This window comes from Streptomyces caeruleatus (assembly GCF_001514235.1).
Lineage (GTDB): Bacteria > Actinomycetota > Actinomycetes > Streptomycetales > Streptomycetaceae > Streptomyces > Streptomyces caeruleatus.
In genome coordinates this window covers 1,013,215-1,029,401 of record NZ_KQ948924.1, presented here as the reverse complement: position 1 = coordinate 1,029,401, position 16,187 = coordinate 1,013,215, and the positions used below count along the sequence as shown (strand labels likewise).

The following is a 16,187-nucleotide window of genomic DNA, read 5'->3' as shown; positions in this document are numbered from 1 at the left end:
CCCGCAATGGTCAACGTCATCGTCATGCGCCTGCTCAGGGCCACGGCCGTCTTCTTCGTCGTCACCTTCGTGACCTTCGCGATCGTCTACGCCAAGCCTGCCGCCATCGCCCGCAACGTCGTCGGGATCAGCGCGACCGACGCGGCGGTCCAGGCCGAGGTCACGGAACTCGGCCTGGACCGGCCGCTGCTCGAGCAGTACCGGCACTGGCTCGCCGGCCTCTTCCAGGGCGACCTCGGTCAGTCGTTCTTCACCGGTCAGCCCGTGCTGACGACACTCGGCATCCGCTTCCCCGTCACCCTCGCACTGATGCTGCTCAGCCTGGTCCTCACCGTCGTCCTCAGCGTCCTCATCGGCGTCGCGTCGGCCGTCCGCGGCGGCTGGCCGGATCGGCTACTGCAGATCCTCTCCGTGGTCGGTGCGGCCGTCCCGTCCTTCATCATGGCGATCGGTCTCGTCTTCGCCTTCTCCATCGCGATCCCCCTCTTCCCGGCCACCGGATACGTCTCCCCGGACGTCAGCCTCGGGGACTGGGCGGCATCGGTCACCCTTCCCGTGGCGGCGATCCTCGTCGGCTCCGTGGCGAGCGCGGCCGCCCAGTTCCGAGGCGCCGTCAAGGAAGTCCTCGAGCGGGACTTCGTGCGGACGCTGCGGGCCAGGGGGATGTCCGAACGGGCGATCGTCTACCGGCACGTCCTGCGCAATGCGGGCGGGCCGGCGCTGACCGTGCTCTCGCTGCTGACCATCGGGCTCCTCGGCGGCGTCGTGATCATCGAGCAGGTCTTCGCGCTGCCCGGCATGGGCGCGCTCGTCGCCGGCGCGGCGTCACAGGGCGACGTCCCGGTGGTCATGGGATGCGTGGCCGTCACCGTGGTTCTGGTGTCGGTCGTGAACCTGCTGACCGATGTGCTCATCGCCGTACTCAACCCGAAGGCGAGGGTGTCATGACAGCGGAACTCCCCGCTGCGCCAGGGGACACCGTGGGCAGGCCCGCGGCACCGCGCGGCCGGAGGGACTGGGTGGGGCGCCTGCTCCGCAACCCGATGGCCGTGGCGTGCATGGTGTTCCTCCTCGCCACGGTCCTCTTCGGTCTGGCCGGCCCGTGGCTCGCCCCGCACCCACCGGGCGCGACCCAACTCGACGCCGTGAACGCGCGGCCCTTCACCCCCGGGCACCTGCTCGGCGGCGACGGATCGGGACGGGACATCCTGTCCCGCCTGATGTGGGGCACCCAGCGCACGCTGTTCGCCTGCGTCATCATCCTCTGCAGTGCCGTGATCGTGGGTGTCCCGGCCGGTCTGGTCGCGGGTTACCGCGGCGGCGCGGCCGACTCGCTGATCAACTGGGTCTCGGACCTGGTCATGACGCTGCCCGGCATCGTCCTGCTGATCGCGCTGTACACCCTCACCGGGCCCAACCTCGTCCTCGCCATGGCCGTGTTCGGCGTCCTGGTGGCGCCGTCCTACGTCCGCCTCGTCCGCGGCGTCGTCCTCGGCGTGCGCAGCGAGCTCTACGTGGACGCCGCGAAGGCCGTGGGTCTGTCGGACGCCCGCATCATCGGACGGCACATCCTGTGGGCGGTGCGGGCGCCCGTCATCATCCAGAGCTCGTTCGTGCTCGGCGCCGGCATCGCGATCCAGGCCGCCGTGGACTTCCTCGGCCTCGGCGACCCCTCCAAGGCGTCGTGGGGAGTGATGCTGCAGGAGTCCTTCGCGAACATCTACACCAACGGCTGGAGCGTAGTGTGGCCCGCGACCCTGATCACCTGGACGAGCCTCGCCCTGGTCCTGCTCGGCAACGCCCTGCGCGACGCCCTCCAGGTCGGCGCGTCCCGGCACACCCTGCCACGGCGGGCGCGGCAGCGGCTCGCCGCACTCCTCGCCGAGAAGGCCGGCGCCGAACTCGCCGAAGAGGCGGCCACCGAACGGCCCGAACGCGCTGCCGCCGGTGAAGCCCTGCTGTCGGTTCGTGGGGTGAGGGTCGCCTATCCCTCCACTGACGGCAGCGCCGCAGAGGTCGTGCAGGGCGTCGACCTCGACGTCCGCAAGGGCGAGATCCGGGGACTGGTCGGGGAGTCCGGATCGGGCAAGACCCAGACCGCTTGCTCGGTTCTCGGCCTCCTGAGCCCGCAGGCGCTGGTCGGCGGATCGGTCGTCTTCGACGGCGAGGACCTGATCGCGGATCCGGCAGCCCAGGCCCGTGCACGCGGCCGCCGTATCGCGTACATCCCGCAGGAGCCCATGACCAACCTGGACCCGTGCTTCACGGTCGGCGCCCAACTCGTGTACGGGCTGCGTGCCGTGCGGCGCCTCGGCAGGCAGGAAGCCCGGCACGAGCTGCTGGCCCTCCTCGCCCGGGTCGGGATCAAGGAGCCGGAGCACGTCTTCGGCCTCTACCCGCACGAGATCTCCGGCGGAATGGCGCAACGCGTCCTCATCTGCGGTGCGATCGCCGCCGATCCGGACCTGATCATCGCCGACGAGCCGACCACTGCCCTGGACGTGAGGGTCCAGGCGGAGGTCCTGGACCTGCTGAGGGAACTCCGTGACGAGCGGGGCCTCGGCATGATCCTCGTGACCCACAACTTCGGCGTCGTCGCGGACCTCTGCGACGCCGTCAGCGTGATGCGGGACGGGCGCATCGTCGAGTCCGGCGACGTCCGGACCGTCCTCCGCGACCCCCGGCACCCCTACACCCAGGAACTGCTGTCCTCGACCCGCGTCGTGGACCTGGCGGAGGTGGCCACCGATGGCTGAGACCGTGTCCGATCACACCACGGCGACCGGACCCGGAGCCGTGAGCGACAGCGGACTCCAGGTGACGGATCTGCGGGTGGCCTACGGCAGGCGCCGCGGGCGCGTCGAGGTCGTCAAGGGGGTATCACTCGCGATCGCGCCGGGCGAGACACTCGGCATGGTCGGCGAGTCCGGCTCGGGGAAGACCACGATCGGCCGGGCCCTGCTCGGCCTCGCCCCCGTGGCCGGCGGCACGATCACCTTCCGCGGACAGGACATCACCAGCCTGCCGCGCTCCCGGCGACGTGCCCTCGCCCGCGACATCCAGGTGGTCTTCCAGGACCCCTACTCCTCGCTCAATCCGTCGATGACGATCGAGGACATCCTGGTCGAGCCCCTGCGCGTGGCCGGCGTGGCTGACGGCCGCACCCGGGTGCGCGAACTGCTGGAGCAGGTGGGCCTGCCCGACGACGCGGGGGAGCGGTACCCGAACGAATTCTCCGGCGGGCAGCGGCAACGCATCGCCATCGCCCGCGCCCTGGCCCTGCGCCCGGGACTCATCATCTGCGACGAGCCGACCAGCGCGCTGGATCTGACCACCCAGGCCAAGGTGCTCGGACTCCTGCGCCGGATCCAGCGTGAGACCGGCGCGGCCTACCTGTTCATCAGCCACGACCTCGGTGTGGTGCGGGAGGTCAGCGACCGTATCGCCGTACTGCGCGAGGGAGCGATCGTCGAGACGGGAGACAGCGAGCAGGTCTCGCTGCGGCCCGCCCACCCGTACACACGGAGACTGCAACTGGCCACTCCCGTACCCGACCCCGACGTCCAGGCGCGTCGACGGCAGCGGCGCCGCGAGCTCATGGAGGCCGGCGCATGACCGGGACCGGACGCGACGAACCATGGCTGGGGCACTGGATCGGGGCCGAGCCCGCCCCGGACCCCGGCCTCGACGACGCGGTCACCGGGAGCGCGTCGGGGCGCGGGTTCTCGCGCGTGCTGTTCCGCAAGGAGTTCCATCTGGACGCCGTACCGGAGACCGCACCGCTGCGGCTGACGGCCGACAGCCGGTTCGTCCTGTGGGTCAACGGCCGGGAGGTCGGACGCGGCCCGGTGCGGTCGCAGCCGCGCCGCTGGCGGTACGAGGCGTTCGATCTCGCCCCCTACCTGGAGCGCGGCCGGAACGCGGTCGCCGTATTGGTCAGCTACTACGGCAGGGCCACCTCGTGGTGGCACCCGGTCCCGCCCGAAGGCGGGATCAACGGGGACGCCTGTCTGGTGCTGGACGCGCGCCTGGAGGGGGCCGACACCCTCGCCACCGACACCTCATGGCGCGTCCACCGCTCCACCGCCTGGAGCGCACTCGCCGCCTCCGGCATCCCGTGCGAGTTGCTGGACGCCCGCGAACTGCCGACGGGATGGACCCGGCCCGGTTTCGACGACGCGAGCTGGCCGACAGCGACGCTCCTGACGGCACGGCACTGGGGCGGACTCGGGCGCAGCCGCCCCCCAATCAGCCCGTACGGGAAGCTGCTGCCCCGCCCGGTGGCCGCCCTCGGCGGCGACACCGTCCGTCCGGCCGCCGTGCTCGATGCCCGCATCAGGGCCAAGCCCTCATGGGAGGACGACCACCCAGGGGCACGGGTGGTGCAGCAGCTTGGGTCCCCGGGAGAACCGGTCCCGGCCGCGGCCCTGCCCGTGTCCGCCACCATCGGAGCGGACCGGACCCTCGACCTCGTGCTCGACTTCGGCGCGGTGACCGCCGGCTTCGTGGAACTGCATGTCGACGCCCCGGCGGGCACGGTCCTCGAACTCGGCTACCGGGAGAAGCCGAAGCACCCCGGGCTTGTCACCACCACATCCGACTACGCGGCCGGCGCCCGCTACATCTGCCCCGGCGGACGCGCGGTCTACTCGGCCCTGGAGCCGGCGGGCCTGCGCTACCTCTACCTCACGGTGCACGCGCCGGAGACAGCAGACGTGACGGTCGCGGATGTCGCGGTGCGGGAGAACGTCTACCCGCACACCGGCCAGGCGTACTTCACCAGCGACGACGACGAGATCGACCGGATCTACCGCGCCGGGATCCGCACCGTGCAGCTCAACTCCTTCGACGCCTACACCGACTGCCCGACCCGTGAGCAACGCGCCTGGGTCGGTGACGGGGTCGTCCACCAGATGGTCCACCTGGCCACGAACGAGGACTGGCGACTGGCGCAGCACTACGTCGAGCTGGCCAACTCACCGCGCTCCGACGGCATCCTGCCGCTGAGCGTGGCCGGCGACTTCGAGCAGTACGAGGGTTTCACGATCCCCGACTGGTCCCTGCACTGGGTCCACGGCGTGCACAACCTCTACCGCTACACCGGCGACCGCGCCCACCTGGCCCCGTACCTGCCGACCGTCGAACGGGTGCTGCGCTGGTACGAGCCCCACCTCGACGCGCACGGAACGCTGAGCGACCTGCCCGAATGGAATCTGGTCGACTGGTCGAGCGTCTTCACCACCGGCCGCACCTCGATCGTGTCCGCGCTGTGGGCCCGCGGCCTCGCCGAGTACGCCGAACTGTGCGACTGGGTGGGCAACGCGGGTTCCGCCGCCTGGGCCCGGGAGCGTCACACGGGCGTGGCCTCCTCGTTCGAGGACTTCTGGGACCCGCGCCGGGGCCTGTACGTCGACCACATCGTCGACGGCGAGCGCAGAGCGGCCGCCTCGCAGGCGGCGAACGCCGCCGCCATCGTCGCCGGACTCGCTCCGTCCGACAGATGGCAGGCGATCGCCACGGCGATGACCGACCCCTCCCGAGTCGTCACCCGCTCCTGGATCGGCGGCGACGGAGGCTACGACGTCCAGAAGGAGGAGGACCAGCGGCGCGGCATCCAGCGCATCGACTGGGACGTCGAGCGCGAGATCGTTCGGGCGCAGCCGTTCTTCAGCTACGTCGTGCACGACGCCCTGGCCCGGGCCGGCCTCGCCGAGCGGATCGTCGACCTGGTCCGGGACTGGTCGGTGTTCCTGCGCGACGGCTACGACACCTTCGGCGAGTGCTGGGGCTGGGGCACACCCGTGCACGGCTGGTCCAGCATCCCCACCCGCGACCTGATCGTGTACGTGCTGGGCATCACCCCGGACCTGCCCGGCTTCGAGCGGGTGCGCATCGCTCCCCGGCCGGGTGCCCTGCACACCGTCGCGGGCTCGGCTCCGACACCGCACGGCCCGGTCGAGGTCGTCGTCTCGGGCGAGAACGTCACGGTGACCAGTCCGGTACCGATCCGCTTCGTCGATCCCGCCGGTGTCAGCCAGGACCTCCCCGCCGGCAGCCACCGGTGGGTGATGCCGCGCACGACGCCCACCACCATCACCACCTCATCAGGGAACCCGCGTGCTTGATTCCAGCGAGATGATCACCTTCGATGCCGACCGGTCGGTGGCCGGCATCCTCTCCCACTCCTTCCGGCTCGACCGCCCTACGGACCAGGTCCGCTCGGCGACCTTCCGCGCCACCGCGCACGGTGTCTACGAAGCCCGTGTCAACGAGCGGCCGGTGTCGCCCGCGGTGCTCTCCCCGGGCTGGTCGGCCTACGAATGGCGGCTGCCGGTGAGCGACGACCCCGTCGGCCACCTCCTCACAGAGGAGAACACCGTTGAGGTGCTCCTCGGCAACGGCTGGTGGCGGGCCGACCTCGGCTTCGCGGACATGAACCTCAACTACGGGGCCGAGCTGGGATTCATGGCGGAGCTGGAGGTGGTGTACGCCGACGGACACGTCCAGCTGGTGACCACCGGTGACCACTGGTGCGCCCGGACCAGCGACACCGTGCAGAACAGCCTCTACGACGGGCAGTGCGTCGACGCCCGGCTGCGCGGCACGCGGGACGCGCTGCCGGTACGGCGGCTCGACGTCGACCGCAGCCGGTTCGTGCCCCGGTCCGGCCCGGCCGTGACCCGCCAGGAGACCCTGCGACCGAGCCGCAGCACCCGGCTGCCGTCGGGCGCGACGCTCGTCGACTTCGGGCAGAACCTGGTCGGCTGGGTGCGGATGCGGGCGCGCGGGCCGGCCGGCACCGAGATCGTCCTCCGGCACGCGGAGGTGCTGTCCCAGGGCGAACCGGCCATCCGGCCCCTGCGGTCGGCGAAGGCCACCGACACCTTCGTCCTGTCGGGCGGCGACGACGAGTTCGAACCCACCCTCACCTTCCACGGCTTCCGCTACGTGGAAGTGACCGGATTCCCCGGGGAACTGACGGCCGACGCACTGGAAGCCGTCGTCGTCCACTCCGACCTCCGCCGCACCGGCCGCTTCTCCTGTTCGTCACCGCTGGTCAACCAGCTGGTCGAGAACTCCGTTTGGTCGCAGAAGGGCAACTTCCTCTCCCTGCCCACCGACTGCCCCCAGCGAGACGAGCGGCTGGGGTGGACAGGGGACATCGCCGTGTACGCGCCGACGGCGTGCCTCCAGGCCGATGTCGCCGATTTCCTGCACGACTGGCTGCTCGACCTGTACGCCGAGACGCGGCACAACGAGAACCGTGCCGTTCCGGCCGTGGTCCCGGACATCCTGAAGTACGCGCCCGTGCCCGAGGCGCCGGAGGCCGTGCCGATGAGCGGTGTCCCGACCGCGGTCTGGGGAGACGCCGCGGTCTGGGTGCCCCAGGCGCTCTGGCAGGCGTACGGCGACCGCGACCGACTCGCCGCGCACTACCCGGGGATGGTGCTCCACCTGGAGTCGGTCGCCGCCGCCCTGTCGGAAACGGGCCTGTGGGACGAGGGCTTCCAATGGGGCGACTGGCTAGACCCGGACGCGCCGGCGGCGAAGCCCTGGGCCGCCAAAGCAGACCCCGCCGTCGTCGCCAGCGCGTGCCTCGTACGGTCCGCGGCATTCGCCGCCGAGGCCGCCGACATACTCGGACAGGCTGAGGACCACCGCCGCTGGGCGGACCTCGCCGCCCGTACCAAGGCCGCGTTCCTGGAGCACTACGTCGACCCGCAGGGGCGGGTGCGCTCCGACTGCACGACCGTGTACGCCCTGGCGATCACCTTCGGCATCCTCGACGCGGAGCGCCGCCGCGCCGCGGGGGAGCGGCTGGCCGAACTCGTCCGCGCGGGCGGCCACCGTGTCACCACCGGCTTCGCCGGCACCCCGTACATCACCTGGGCACTGTCGGGGACCGGCCATGTCGAGGACGCCTACCGCCTGCTCCTGCAGACCGAGTGCCCGTCCTGGCTCTACCCGGTCACCATGGGCGCCACCACGATCTGGGAACGGTGGGACTCGCTGCTGCCGGACGGCACGGTCAACCCCGGCGAGATGACCAGCTTCAACCACTATGCCCTCGGCGCCGTCACCGACTGGCTCTACCAGGTCGTGGCCGGCATCCGCCCGGCCGAGCCCGGCTACGCGCGCGTCGCACTCGCCCCCACGCCGGGGCCGGGCCTCGACTGGGCCCGCGCCGCCCTGGACACGCCCGGCGGCACGGTCGAGTGCGGATGGGAGCGCAGGGGAGACCGGATCGACGTCCGCGCGGTGATCCCCGACGGCATGCAGGCCGACGTGATCCTCCAGGACGGGACGAAGCACCTCGTCGGCGGCGGCACGCACACCTTCGGCTACCGGGAGGACCTCTCGTGACGGTCACCGCGGACCCGTACTACCGACGACTCCTCACCCTGTCGGCGGCGCAGCAGGACCAGGACGGGGGTGAGGACCCGGAACGTGACGCGGGCCTCGCCCCGCAGCGGATCGACGACTTCGTCCCGCCGGACGTCATGGTCCGCGACGAGCACCTGCCGGGTCTGCACGGGCCCGTCCCTGTCCGGGACTACCGCCCGCACCACGCGGACGGCGACCGGCCGGTCCTGGTGTGGTGCCATGGCGGAGCCTTCGCGTACGGCGACATCGATATGCCGGAGGCCGACGTCACCGCGCGCGTCGTCGCCGAGCGGGCGGACGTGGTCGTCGTCTCGGTCGACTACCGCCGGGCCGTGGACGGCGTGCACTACCCGGTCCCGCTCGACGACGTGGTCGCCGCCTACGAAGGGGCGATCCGGCAGGTGGGGGCCGCGCCGCGCGGGCGTGTCCACCTCGGCGGCGCGAGTGCCGGCGCCGCCCTCGCGGCCGGCGCGTGCCTGCGGATACGCGACATGGGCGGGCACCTCCCGGCGTCCCTGATCCTGCTCTATCCCTGCATGCACCCGGCGCTGCCCCCGGCCTCGCCCGAGCTGGACGCCACACTCGCCCGGCTCACCCCACGGACGCGGTTCGGCGCCGAGATGTTCGAGGCCGTCATCGAGAACTACCTGGGAGCGCCTGCCGCCACGGCGCCGGGCTACGCGATGCCCGCACTGGCGGATCTGCGGGGGCTGCCTCGCACGCTGCTGGTCAATTGCCAGTACGACGAGCTGCGCGCCTCCGGAGAGGCGTTCGCGACCTCCTTGCTGCGCGCCGGCGTGGACGTCGATCTGCGCATGGCCCCCGGCGTCACCCACGGCCACCTGAACAGACCTCAGCTGGCCGAGGCCCAGCGGACCCTGACCGACATGGCGTGCTGGATCGAGGAGGACTGACGTGCGGCTGAACGACGACACCTGGGTGAAGCGCCTCGTGGCCGACGCGTTCGACGACCCCGCCGGCCGGATCGTCGACGTCCGGACCGAGGAACGGGCGGTGGGGGAAGACGGCGTCGGCGTCGTCACCCTCCGCTTCACCGCGGAGGACCTGCGCGGCGACACGTATCAGGCGACCGCCAGGCTCTATCTCCCGGCGGCCCTCGCCGAGAGGCCGCCCGCGCCCACACCCGTGTGGTTCAACTGCGGGTACGAACTCCCCGACGAGACGGCCATGGCGAAGGTCAGTCGCGGACGGATCGTGGTCACACCGTGCGAACCTGCGCCCGGAGAGGTGTTCCCCGGCCCGAACCCGCTCGTCCGGGGCCCGAACACGGAGTACGTCCTGGCCCACCTCGTGCGCGGACTCTCCTTCGTCGACCCGACCGCGATCGTGTACGCCGGCGGCAGCGCCGGTGGATACGCGGCGCTCATGACAGCCGCGGAGGCGTTCCCGGCGACCGCCGTCGTGCCGGACGTACCGGTCGTCAATCTGACCTGTCAGGGCGCCCACCTCTTCGCCGCCCTCCCCCGGATCGCCTCGGACACGCCGCCGGACCACCCGGCGGTCCCGGCACTGCGCCAGGTGATGGTGCCGATCGCCGAAGGCTGGCGGCTCACCTACGGCGAGGATCTGTCCGCGCCCGGCTGGGCCGCGCACTCGCCGGTCGAGCACGTCGAGCGGATCACCTGCCCCGTCGCCGCGGTCTTCAGCTCGGCCGACTTCCTGGTCCCGCTCGAACAAGTGGGCACCGGTCTTGTGCCCGGTTCGCCGGACGGGGCCGTCATGGCCGCACTCGACGGCTCCGGCGCCGAACACGCCGCCGTCCGCCTGCTGGACGTGCTGGACGGGCAGGCCGACGTCCGCGTCCTGCCCGTACCGCCGGCAGCGCCGGCCATGGCGGACCTCGACCTCACCCAGCCTGTGCCGGAAACACCGCTCCCGGTGCCCGACGCGCCGGCGGACGGCAGGCGCTGGCTCGTCGCCGTCGTCGACGAGGGGCCGGCGGAGCTGGGCGGTCACTGGCGGCACGCGCTGGCACCCGACTTCGAGCCGTTCGTCGCGCGGGCGCTCGCCGACGGCGTCGGAGCCGATCAGCTGACGCGGGCCAAACTCGATCAGCTGCTCGACCGCTATCGGGGCGCCGAATGGCTCGCCCCTGGTTACCGCCATCTCGACCGGCCGGAGGCCGAACGGCGCGACGTCGAACACGGTCTGCGCTCATTCTGCGTGCTCTCACCGGCCCACACACGGCGGTTCGCCGACTTGTACGCGCAGACAGACGACGACAGGCGCGTTCTCCCCGAGGGCCTCGTACGCGACCTGATCGGTCTCAACGGCCCAGATGATCGCATGGCCGCCGCCCGTTAGGGGGATCTCCCGCCCCCGGCTCGACCCGCCGCGCCACGCACGGCGCGGTGTTCCCTCACCCACTCGAAGGAGAGTGACCATGTCCATATCGAGGCGCCGCCGGATGTCGAAACGCATCGGCGTGCTGGGCGTACCACTGCTGCTCATGGCCGTGGCGGCGGCTCCCACCCCGGCGGTCTCCGTGCCGGCGTCGTCGGAGTCGACGCGCTCCGCGACGACGCCGGGCACGCCCTCCTGGGAGACCGTGCGTCTGCAGAAGATCACTCTGCCGCCCACCGTGCAGAACGCGGCCGCCCCGGCGTACAGCAAGGACGGCAAGCACCTGCTGTTCTTCGCCAACATCGTTGCGGACCCAGCGCAGAACCCCGACCCCGACCGCGGGCCGCTGCACCTGTGGATCGTCGGCACCGATGGCAAGGGCGCGCGCTGTCTGTCCTGCGGGACCGAGGAGCCGCTGGTGGGCGAGGCCGAGCAGCCGGGATTGATCGCGCCCTTCCCGGACGGCAAGCGGGTGTTCTACGGCCCGTACGGCGACCCGCGCGTGCTGCACTGCGCGCCCAGCGTGCTGGACTGCAGGACGGCCACGACGTACAGGATCGACCCGTCGGGTGCCCTGCCCCCCGGCGGGGTGATCCCGCCAGGGGGAGCGGTGGCGACTCCCTCGTTCGACACCGGCGGAGCGTCCTCGCCGAAGCTGTCGCCGGACGGCAAGTACGTTGCCTGGTCCAACTTCCGCTCGGACAGCCTGCTGTCCATGGTGATCGGCAAGCTAGGGTTCGCGGGCGACAAGTACGTGGTCACCGATCCGAGGACGCTGAACCCGGCCGGACCCGCGTCACCGACCGACCCCGATCCACGCCCCTGGTCCGAGAGCACGGCCCTGTTCGAACTCAAGTCCTTCGCCGACGGCGGGCGTTCGGTGGTGTACGTCCAGGTCGGCGGCGGCGCGTCCGGAAACCCGGACCTGTGGAAGCTCGACCTCAGGACCGGTGAACGCACCCGCCTGACCGCCTACCCCGAGTGGGAGGAGGACATGGCGATCTCGCCGGATGGCCGCTCGATGTACGTCGGGATCAACTCGCAGCGCCGGCACTACTTCGACTGGGCCGCCCTGATGCCGTTCCGCGGGTTCTTCGACTCCGCGTGGGTCGGGGCCGTCGCCATCACCCAGGTGTCGTCGACCGAGCTGCGCTCGTGCGCCCAGTTCGCGTCGAGCCTGCTGCCCGCCTCCGGCGACCGGGGCGGGAAGCTCGTGGGGCAGATCCTGGCCCCGTACGACGGCGGCGACGTGCGCGAGACCTCTCAGCTCCACGGCTGGCCGATCTGGAGCCCGGACAGCACCTCGGTGGCGCTGAGCACGCAGAGCCTCACGACGCTGGGCTCGGCGCCGTACCTGCTCGTCGCGCACTTCGACCGCGCGCCGAGCAAGCCGCAGCCCGTTGTGAGCTCGGCACCGGGGTCGTGGGCGCCGACGCCGCAGCAGTACCACGGCGCGCTCGGGGCCAAGACCACCGTCACGCTGAAGGGCCTGTCCTCGGGCACGGTGACCGTGAACTACAGCGCTCCGATGACCGCCACCCAGCCGACCGAGTCGACGGCCACGTACGACGACTACTCCGACGACGGCAAGTCGTTCGTCAACGGCACCCAGGTGATCAAGCGGGGTGGCACGACGGTCCGGCTCCTCAACGACCTCACGCTCCGTGGCGAGCACACCGGGTCGCTGAAGGGCGACATCACCATGGACCTGAAGGGCAGGCCCTTCCAGATCAGCGGATCACAGACGGCGACCTTCGACGGCACCACCACCACCGGCCCCCAGCCGCTCGATGACCGATGCACGAACATCCGCGAGATGCTGCCGCGCCCCACGGCGCTCGACGTGAGCACCCGGCGAGCCGGCAAGGCCGTCGTCGTCCAGGTGACCTCCGCTTATGACGGAGCGGGCGCCGATGAGCGGGGTGTCGACCGCCGGCCCGTGCGCGGTGCGACGGTCACGGTGGGTGGCGACACCGCGACGACGAACCGGCACGGCGTGGCCGTCCTCCACCCGAGGGTCCGCCCGGAAGTCGTGGACGTCGACGCCGGGGCCTCGTTTCTGCCGGCACGGGTGCCCGTCTCCTAGCCCGGCGCCGCTGCTGTCGCACCCGGGTGGTAGTGCCGTATACACCACGTACCGCCCGGGTTATGGCGCTCCGTAGACTTGCACGGTGTCCGTGCACCCGAATACCAGCCTCAGCGGCCGCCGCTTCGTCGAGGACGACCTCCTCGACGCGGCGCGCGCCGTCTTCCATGCCGAGGGGTACGCCGCCGCGCAGATCGCGGACATCGCCCAGCGGGCCGGGACGACCAAGCCGACCCTCTACGCCCGGCTCGGCAACAAGGAGCAGATCTACCTGCACGTCGTACGACGCGAGGCCGAGGTCTTCCGGCAATGGGTCGCCGATGCCTACGAGCGAGGCGGCCCTCTGCCCCTCGCGGAGCTGTCCCAGGTCGGCATGGAGCCACTCTTCCGCTTCGCGGCCGAGCGCGCGGAAGGCTTCAACCTGCTCTTCCGGGGCGAAAGGACCGGCGACCGTCCGGCGACGCTGAGACGCGAAGTCGTCAACGGCGTGACCGAGCAGCTCACCAGCCTCATCAAGCGCCGTGAAGAGGTGTTCGGACCCGCTCTCGGATCCAACGCCGACGCCCTTGCCGCCGCCTGCGTCGGCGTGGCCCTCCAAGTCTGTGAGCACACCATCGACCGCGGTGGTGACCTGAACGCCGCGCGGCACCTCGCGGCCCGGTTCGTCGAGAACGCGTTCCACAACCTTGACTTCGACACCCTGACCCCGTGACGCGTTCCGTACGGCGGCGGACCGGTGTGCCCCTCGCCGCCGGTGACTGGTCTGACTTCTGAGCACGTCCCTCGCACCATGGCGACCGCTTGACCGGGGGCAGTGCGCTGCGGGCGTCAGGCTGGGCTGGCCGTGTCTCGCCAGGGGCTTGCCGATGAGGCATCGTCACGGTTCTGGCGTTCCACGCTTTCAGATGCTGGCTACGCCAGCTGACATGGACATCTCCCGGAGCCCCCGGCTGCCGCGCTGGGACCCACCGGGTGCTGGACGAAGCGGTGTGTGCGTCCGGCGGAGGCCCGGGCGTGCACCGGCCGGTGTGCGAGCGGCCGGGGACGACGGCGGCAAGGCACAGCAGTGCCCACGGACTCGCCACCGTGGAGACTTGTTTCAGGCGCCATCAGGTTCAGACCGCCCTGGATGTGCGGGTGGGGTGTCGGGGGCCGACACCTGCTGGCGTGCCCCGGATCGCAACACCCGGCATCGTGCACGGGGCAAGGCGTCCGCGGCAACCGCTGGGGGTGCCCAGGGAAGCTAAACCTCTCGGATGCCGGCTACTACCACTGGTTCCTGGCGAAGGCGGTCGTCGCCGACACCGCAAATCGCGAACACCACGATGCTGCAGGCCCATCGGCACGCCCACCCATGAAGACTGCCGGCTCGGCCGACTCTCGCGTCTCCGGGACGGAAGGTGCGGTTGACCTTGCCGAGGCGGTCGCGGAGGATGACGTAGCCGTCCGGGGTGAGGGACGCGGCGTGCCGTACGAAAAGACCTGGCGTTGGCCATGGTCGGTGCACGTCGGGACGCTGGCCCGGTTCCGGGAAGCCGTGGCGGCCCACACTCAGTCGCCCCGAGCTCTTCACCCTGCCCCGTTTCACCCGGGTGGCCCGAGCGCGCAACCGCGGGGCCTCATCCCCGTCGACCACACCGTGCTCGGCTGGCTGCTCGTCCGCCGGGCTTCTTGAGCCGTGCCGACATGGTGAGGAGGCCCACCGCCGGCATGGCGACGACCACCCCGCAGACGAGGAACGCCATCGGCGTTCCGGCTCCATTGCCGAGCAGTAGGCAAACCGGGATGAACCCGGCACACTCAGGACCGCTTTGGACGGGTGCGGTCGGGCAGCTTGATGCCGTATCGCGCCACCTTGCGGTAGACGCTCGCGCGACTCATGCCGAGTCGCTCCGCGGCCTGTGCCACGGTGGTGCCCGGTTCGGTCAGGCAGCGGACGATCTCGTCGCGTTCGAGTTCCTGGAGGCGACCCAGGCGCCGGACGGTGTCGGTGAAGACCTCGGCCGGAAGGTGATGGGTATCGATCACTTCGGTGCGCGAAGCCGCGTTGCGGATGACCCGGCGGAGCTGCCTGACATTCTCCGGCCAGTCGTAGGCGCTGAGCGCGCGTTCGGCGGCGGGTGTGAAGGTGACCGCGTGTCCGCGGTGCTGGCGGGCGAAGTGGTGGGCGAGGGGCATCACGTCGTCCGGGCGGCTGCGCAGCGCGGGCACCTCGACCACGGTGTCGACCAGTGGGGCAAGCGTTTCCGGGATGGCGGCATAACTCTCCGCAGTCATGGCGAACGGCTGCAGACGGCCGGATGCTCCGCCGTCCGTCCGGTGCGCTCGCCTGAACACCCGCGCCAGTTCGGCGGCCGTCCACGCCGGCAGGGCGCCCACCCCGGAGACGATGACGCAGGTGCTGTCCTTGTCGAGCTCCGGCGTCCACAGTGTCAGCCAGTCGTGCGCATCGTCCGGGGCGGGCGGCCGGGCACTCAGAACGCGCTCGCGTGGCTCCGTCTGCCGGCGGGCGAGGGAGATCAGCGTGGTCTTGCCCGCTCCGGGCTCACCCACAGCCGCGACGATCCGTCCCTGGGCCATCGCGGTGCACGCCGTCGCGACGGCATCGCTCCAGCTGCGGGAAACCGCGCCGTAAGGGTCGCCCTGCTGCCGGAAGCGGTCGGCGTACACGCGGAACACTTCCCCGCGTGGGGTCGGCCGCGGCCTCCGGCCGGTTCCGCGCGCCAGCATCAGCGCCGTTGTGTTCCCGGCGGTGGCCTGGGCGAGCGCCAGCAGCAGCTCCGACGAGGAGTCGGACCAGGTGGTGAGGTTGACGCTGCCGGCGAGAGAGCCGGTGATCGGGTCGAGGATCGGGACCGCGGCGCAGGTGTATCCGCGCAGTGCCGTGCAGTAGTGCTCATCGGCCCGCACCAGTGACGGGGTGCGGTCGGCCAGGGCGAGGCCGAGCCCGTTGGTGCCGGCGTTGCGTTCGGCGAAATAGAAACCCGGCGCCAGGTTGACCCGGTCGAGCGACCGGTTGATCGAGGAGTCGTCGCACAGCCTGCACAGCACCAGACCGTCACGGTCGGTGATCATCAGGCTGACCGGCTCGTTGGCGAGCGTCCTGTGCAGCCCCTGGAGCACCTCGTGGCCACACTCGTAGAGCAGGGAGGCCGTGTCCACCGAGCCCGTGAACACGGGCCGCATGTCCTCGGGCGACAGACCGTAATGCTCACTACGCTGCCATGACGCACGCAACCGCGGTGCCAGCACCGCCACCTCTCGGGCCGCCGCGCCGACTGTGGCTTCCACCGGTGGCTTGGGTATGTCCACGTTCGACCTCCGGGACGCGTCCTTGCGTCTGCACCGCTCA

10 protein-coding genes are annotated in these 16,187 nt (G+C 71.4%); 9 read left to right on the top strand and 1 reads right to left on the bottom strand.

All coding sequences use genetic code 11. The features are described 5' to 3' along the window. Window positions 1–6: 6 nt before the first annotated feature. The 9 genes from AQJ67_RS04500 (at window position 7) to AQJ67_RS04460 (ending at window position 13,547) form a co-directional block, all read left to right on the top strand. Window positions 7–948, top strand: coding sequence for an ABC transporter permease (locus AQJ67_RS04500; protein ID WP_062716625.1), 942 nt, complete (start codon window positions 7–9; stop codon window positions 946–948). Further along, complete coding sequence (locus AQJ67_RS04495) at window positions 945–2,756, top strand: dipeptide/oligopeptide/nickel ABC transporter permease/ATP-binding protein (RefSeq protein WP_062716624.1); 1,812 nt, start codon at window positions 945–947, stop codon at window positions 2,754–2,756. The genes AQJ67_RS04500 and AQJ67_RS04495 overlap by 4 nt, the downstream gene beginning before the upstream one ends. After that, window positions 2,749–3,615 (top strand): ATP-binding cassette domain-containing protein, encoded by an 867-nt coding sequence (locus tag AQJ67_RS04490; RefSeq protein ID WP_079055749.1) that lies wholly within the window; start codon window positions 2,749–2,751, stop codon window positions 3,613–3,615. The genes AQJ67_RS04495 and AQJ67_RS04490 overlap by 8 nt, the downstream gene beginning before the upstream one ends. Beyond that, window positions 3,612–6,125, top strand: coding sequence for a family 78 glycoside hydrolase catalytic domain (locus AQJ67_RS04485; protein WP_062716623.1), 2,514 nt, complete (start codon window positions 3,612–3,614; stop codon window positions 6,123–6,125). The genes AQJ67_RS04490 and AQJ67_RS04485 overlap by 4 nt, the downstream gene beginning before the upstream one ends. Next, window positions 6,118–8,364 carry an alpha-L-rhamnosidase gene (locus AQJ67_RS04480; RefSeq protein WP_208614898.1) on the top strand — a complete coding sequence of 749 codons (2,247 nt, stop codon included), beginning with the start codon at window positions 6,118–6,120 and terminating at the stop codon, window positions 8,362–8,364. The genes AQJ67_RS04485 and AQJ67_RS04480 overlap by 8 nt, the downstream gene beginning before the upstream one ends. Continuing rightward, on the top strand, window positions 8,361–9,299 hold the full coding sequence (locus tag AQJ67_RS04475; protein WP_062716621.1) for an alpha/beta hydrolase: 939 nt from the start codon (window positions 8,361–8,363) through the stop codon (window positions 9,297–9,299). The genes AQJ67_RS04480 and AQJ67_RS04475 overlap by 4 nt, the downstream gene beginning before the upstream one ends. Before the next feature lies 1 nt (window position 9,300). Further along, window positions 9,301–10,710 (top strand): hypothetical protein, encoded by a 1,410-nt coding sequence (locus AQJ67_RS04470; RefSeq protein WP_062716620.1) that lies wholly within the window; start codon window positions 9,301–9,303, stop codon window positions 10,708–10,710. A gap of 79 nt (window positions 10,711–10,789) precedes the next feature. Beyond that, window positions 10,790–12,835, top strand: coding sequence for a TolB-like translocation protein (locus tag AQJ67_RS04465; protein WP_159058709.1), 2,046 nt, complete (start codon window positions 10,790–10,792; stop codon window positions 12,833–12,835). 85 nt (window positions 12,836–12,920) lie between these two features. Then, window positions 12,921–13,547 carry a TetR/AcrR family transcriptional regulator gene (locus AQJ67_RS04460; protein ID WP_062716618.1) on the top strand — a complete coding sequence of 209 codons (627 nt, stop codon included), beginning with the start codon at window positions 12,921–12,923 and terminating at the stop codon, window positions 13,545–13,547. A 1,088-nt stretch (window positions 13,548–14,635) separates the two neighbouring features. Here the strand turns inward: AQJ67_RS04460 and AQJ67_RS04455 are convergent. Next, window positions 14,636–16,126: an AAA-type ATPase lid domain-containing protein gene (locus tag AQJ67_RS04455; protein ID WP_244190357.1), complete on the bottom strand. Its 1,491-nt coding sequence runs from the start codon at window positions 16,124–16,126 to the stop codon at window positions 14,636–14,638. Between the last annotated feature and the right edge of the window lie 61 nt (window positions 16,127–16,187).

Coding starts and splice junctions, on each gene's coding strand:
- AQJ67_RS04500 (WP_062716625.1), top strand. CDS start 7: ATGGTCAACGTCATCGTCATGCGCCTGCTCAGGGCCACGGCCGTCTTC.
- AQJ67_RS04495 (WP_062716624.1), top strand. CDS start 945: ATGACAGCGGAACTCCCCGCTGCGCCAGGGGACACCGTGGGCAGGCCC.
- AQJ67_RS04490 (WP_079055749.1), top strand. CDS start 2,749: ATGGCTGAGACCGTGTCCGATCACACCACGGCGACCGGACCCGGAGCC.
- AQJ67_RS04485 (WP_062716623.1), top strand. CDS start 3,612: ATGACCGGGACCGGACGCGACGAACCATGGCTGGGGCACTGGATCGGG.
- AQJ67_RS04465 (WP_159058709.1), top strand. CDS start 10,790: ATGTCCATATCGAGGCGCCGCCGGATGTCGAAACGCATCGGCGTGCTG.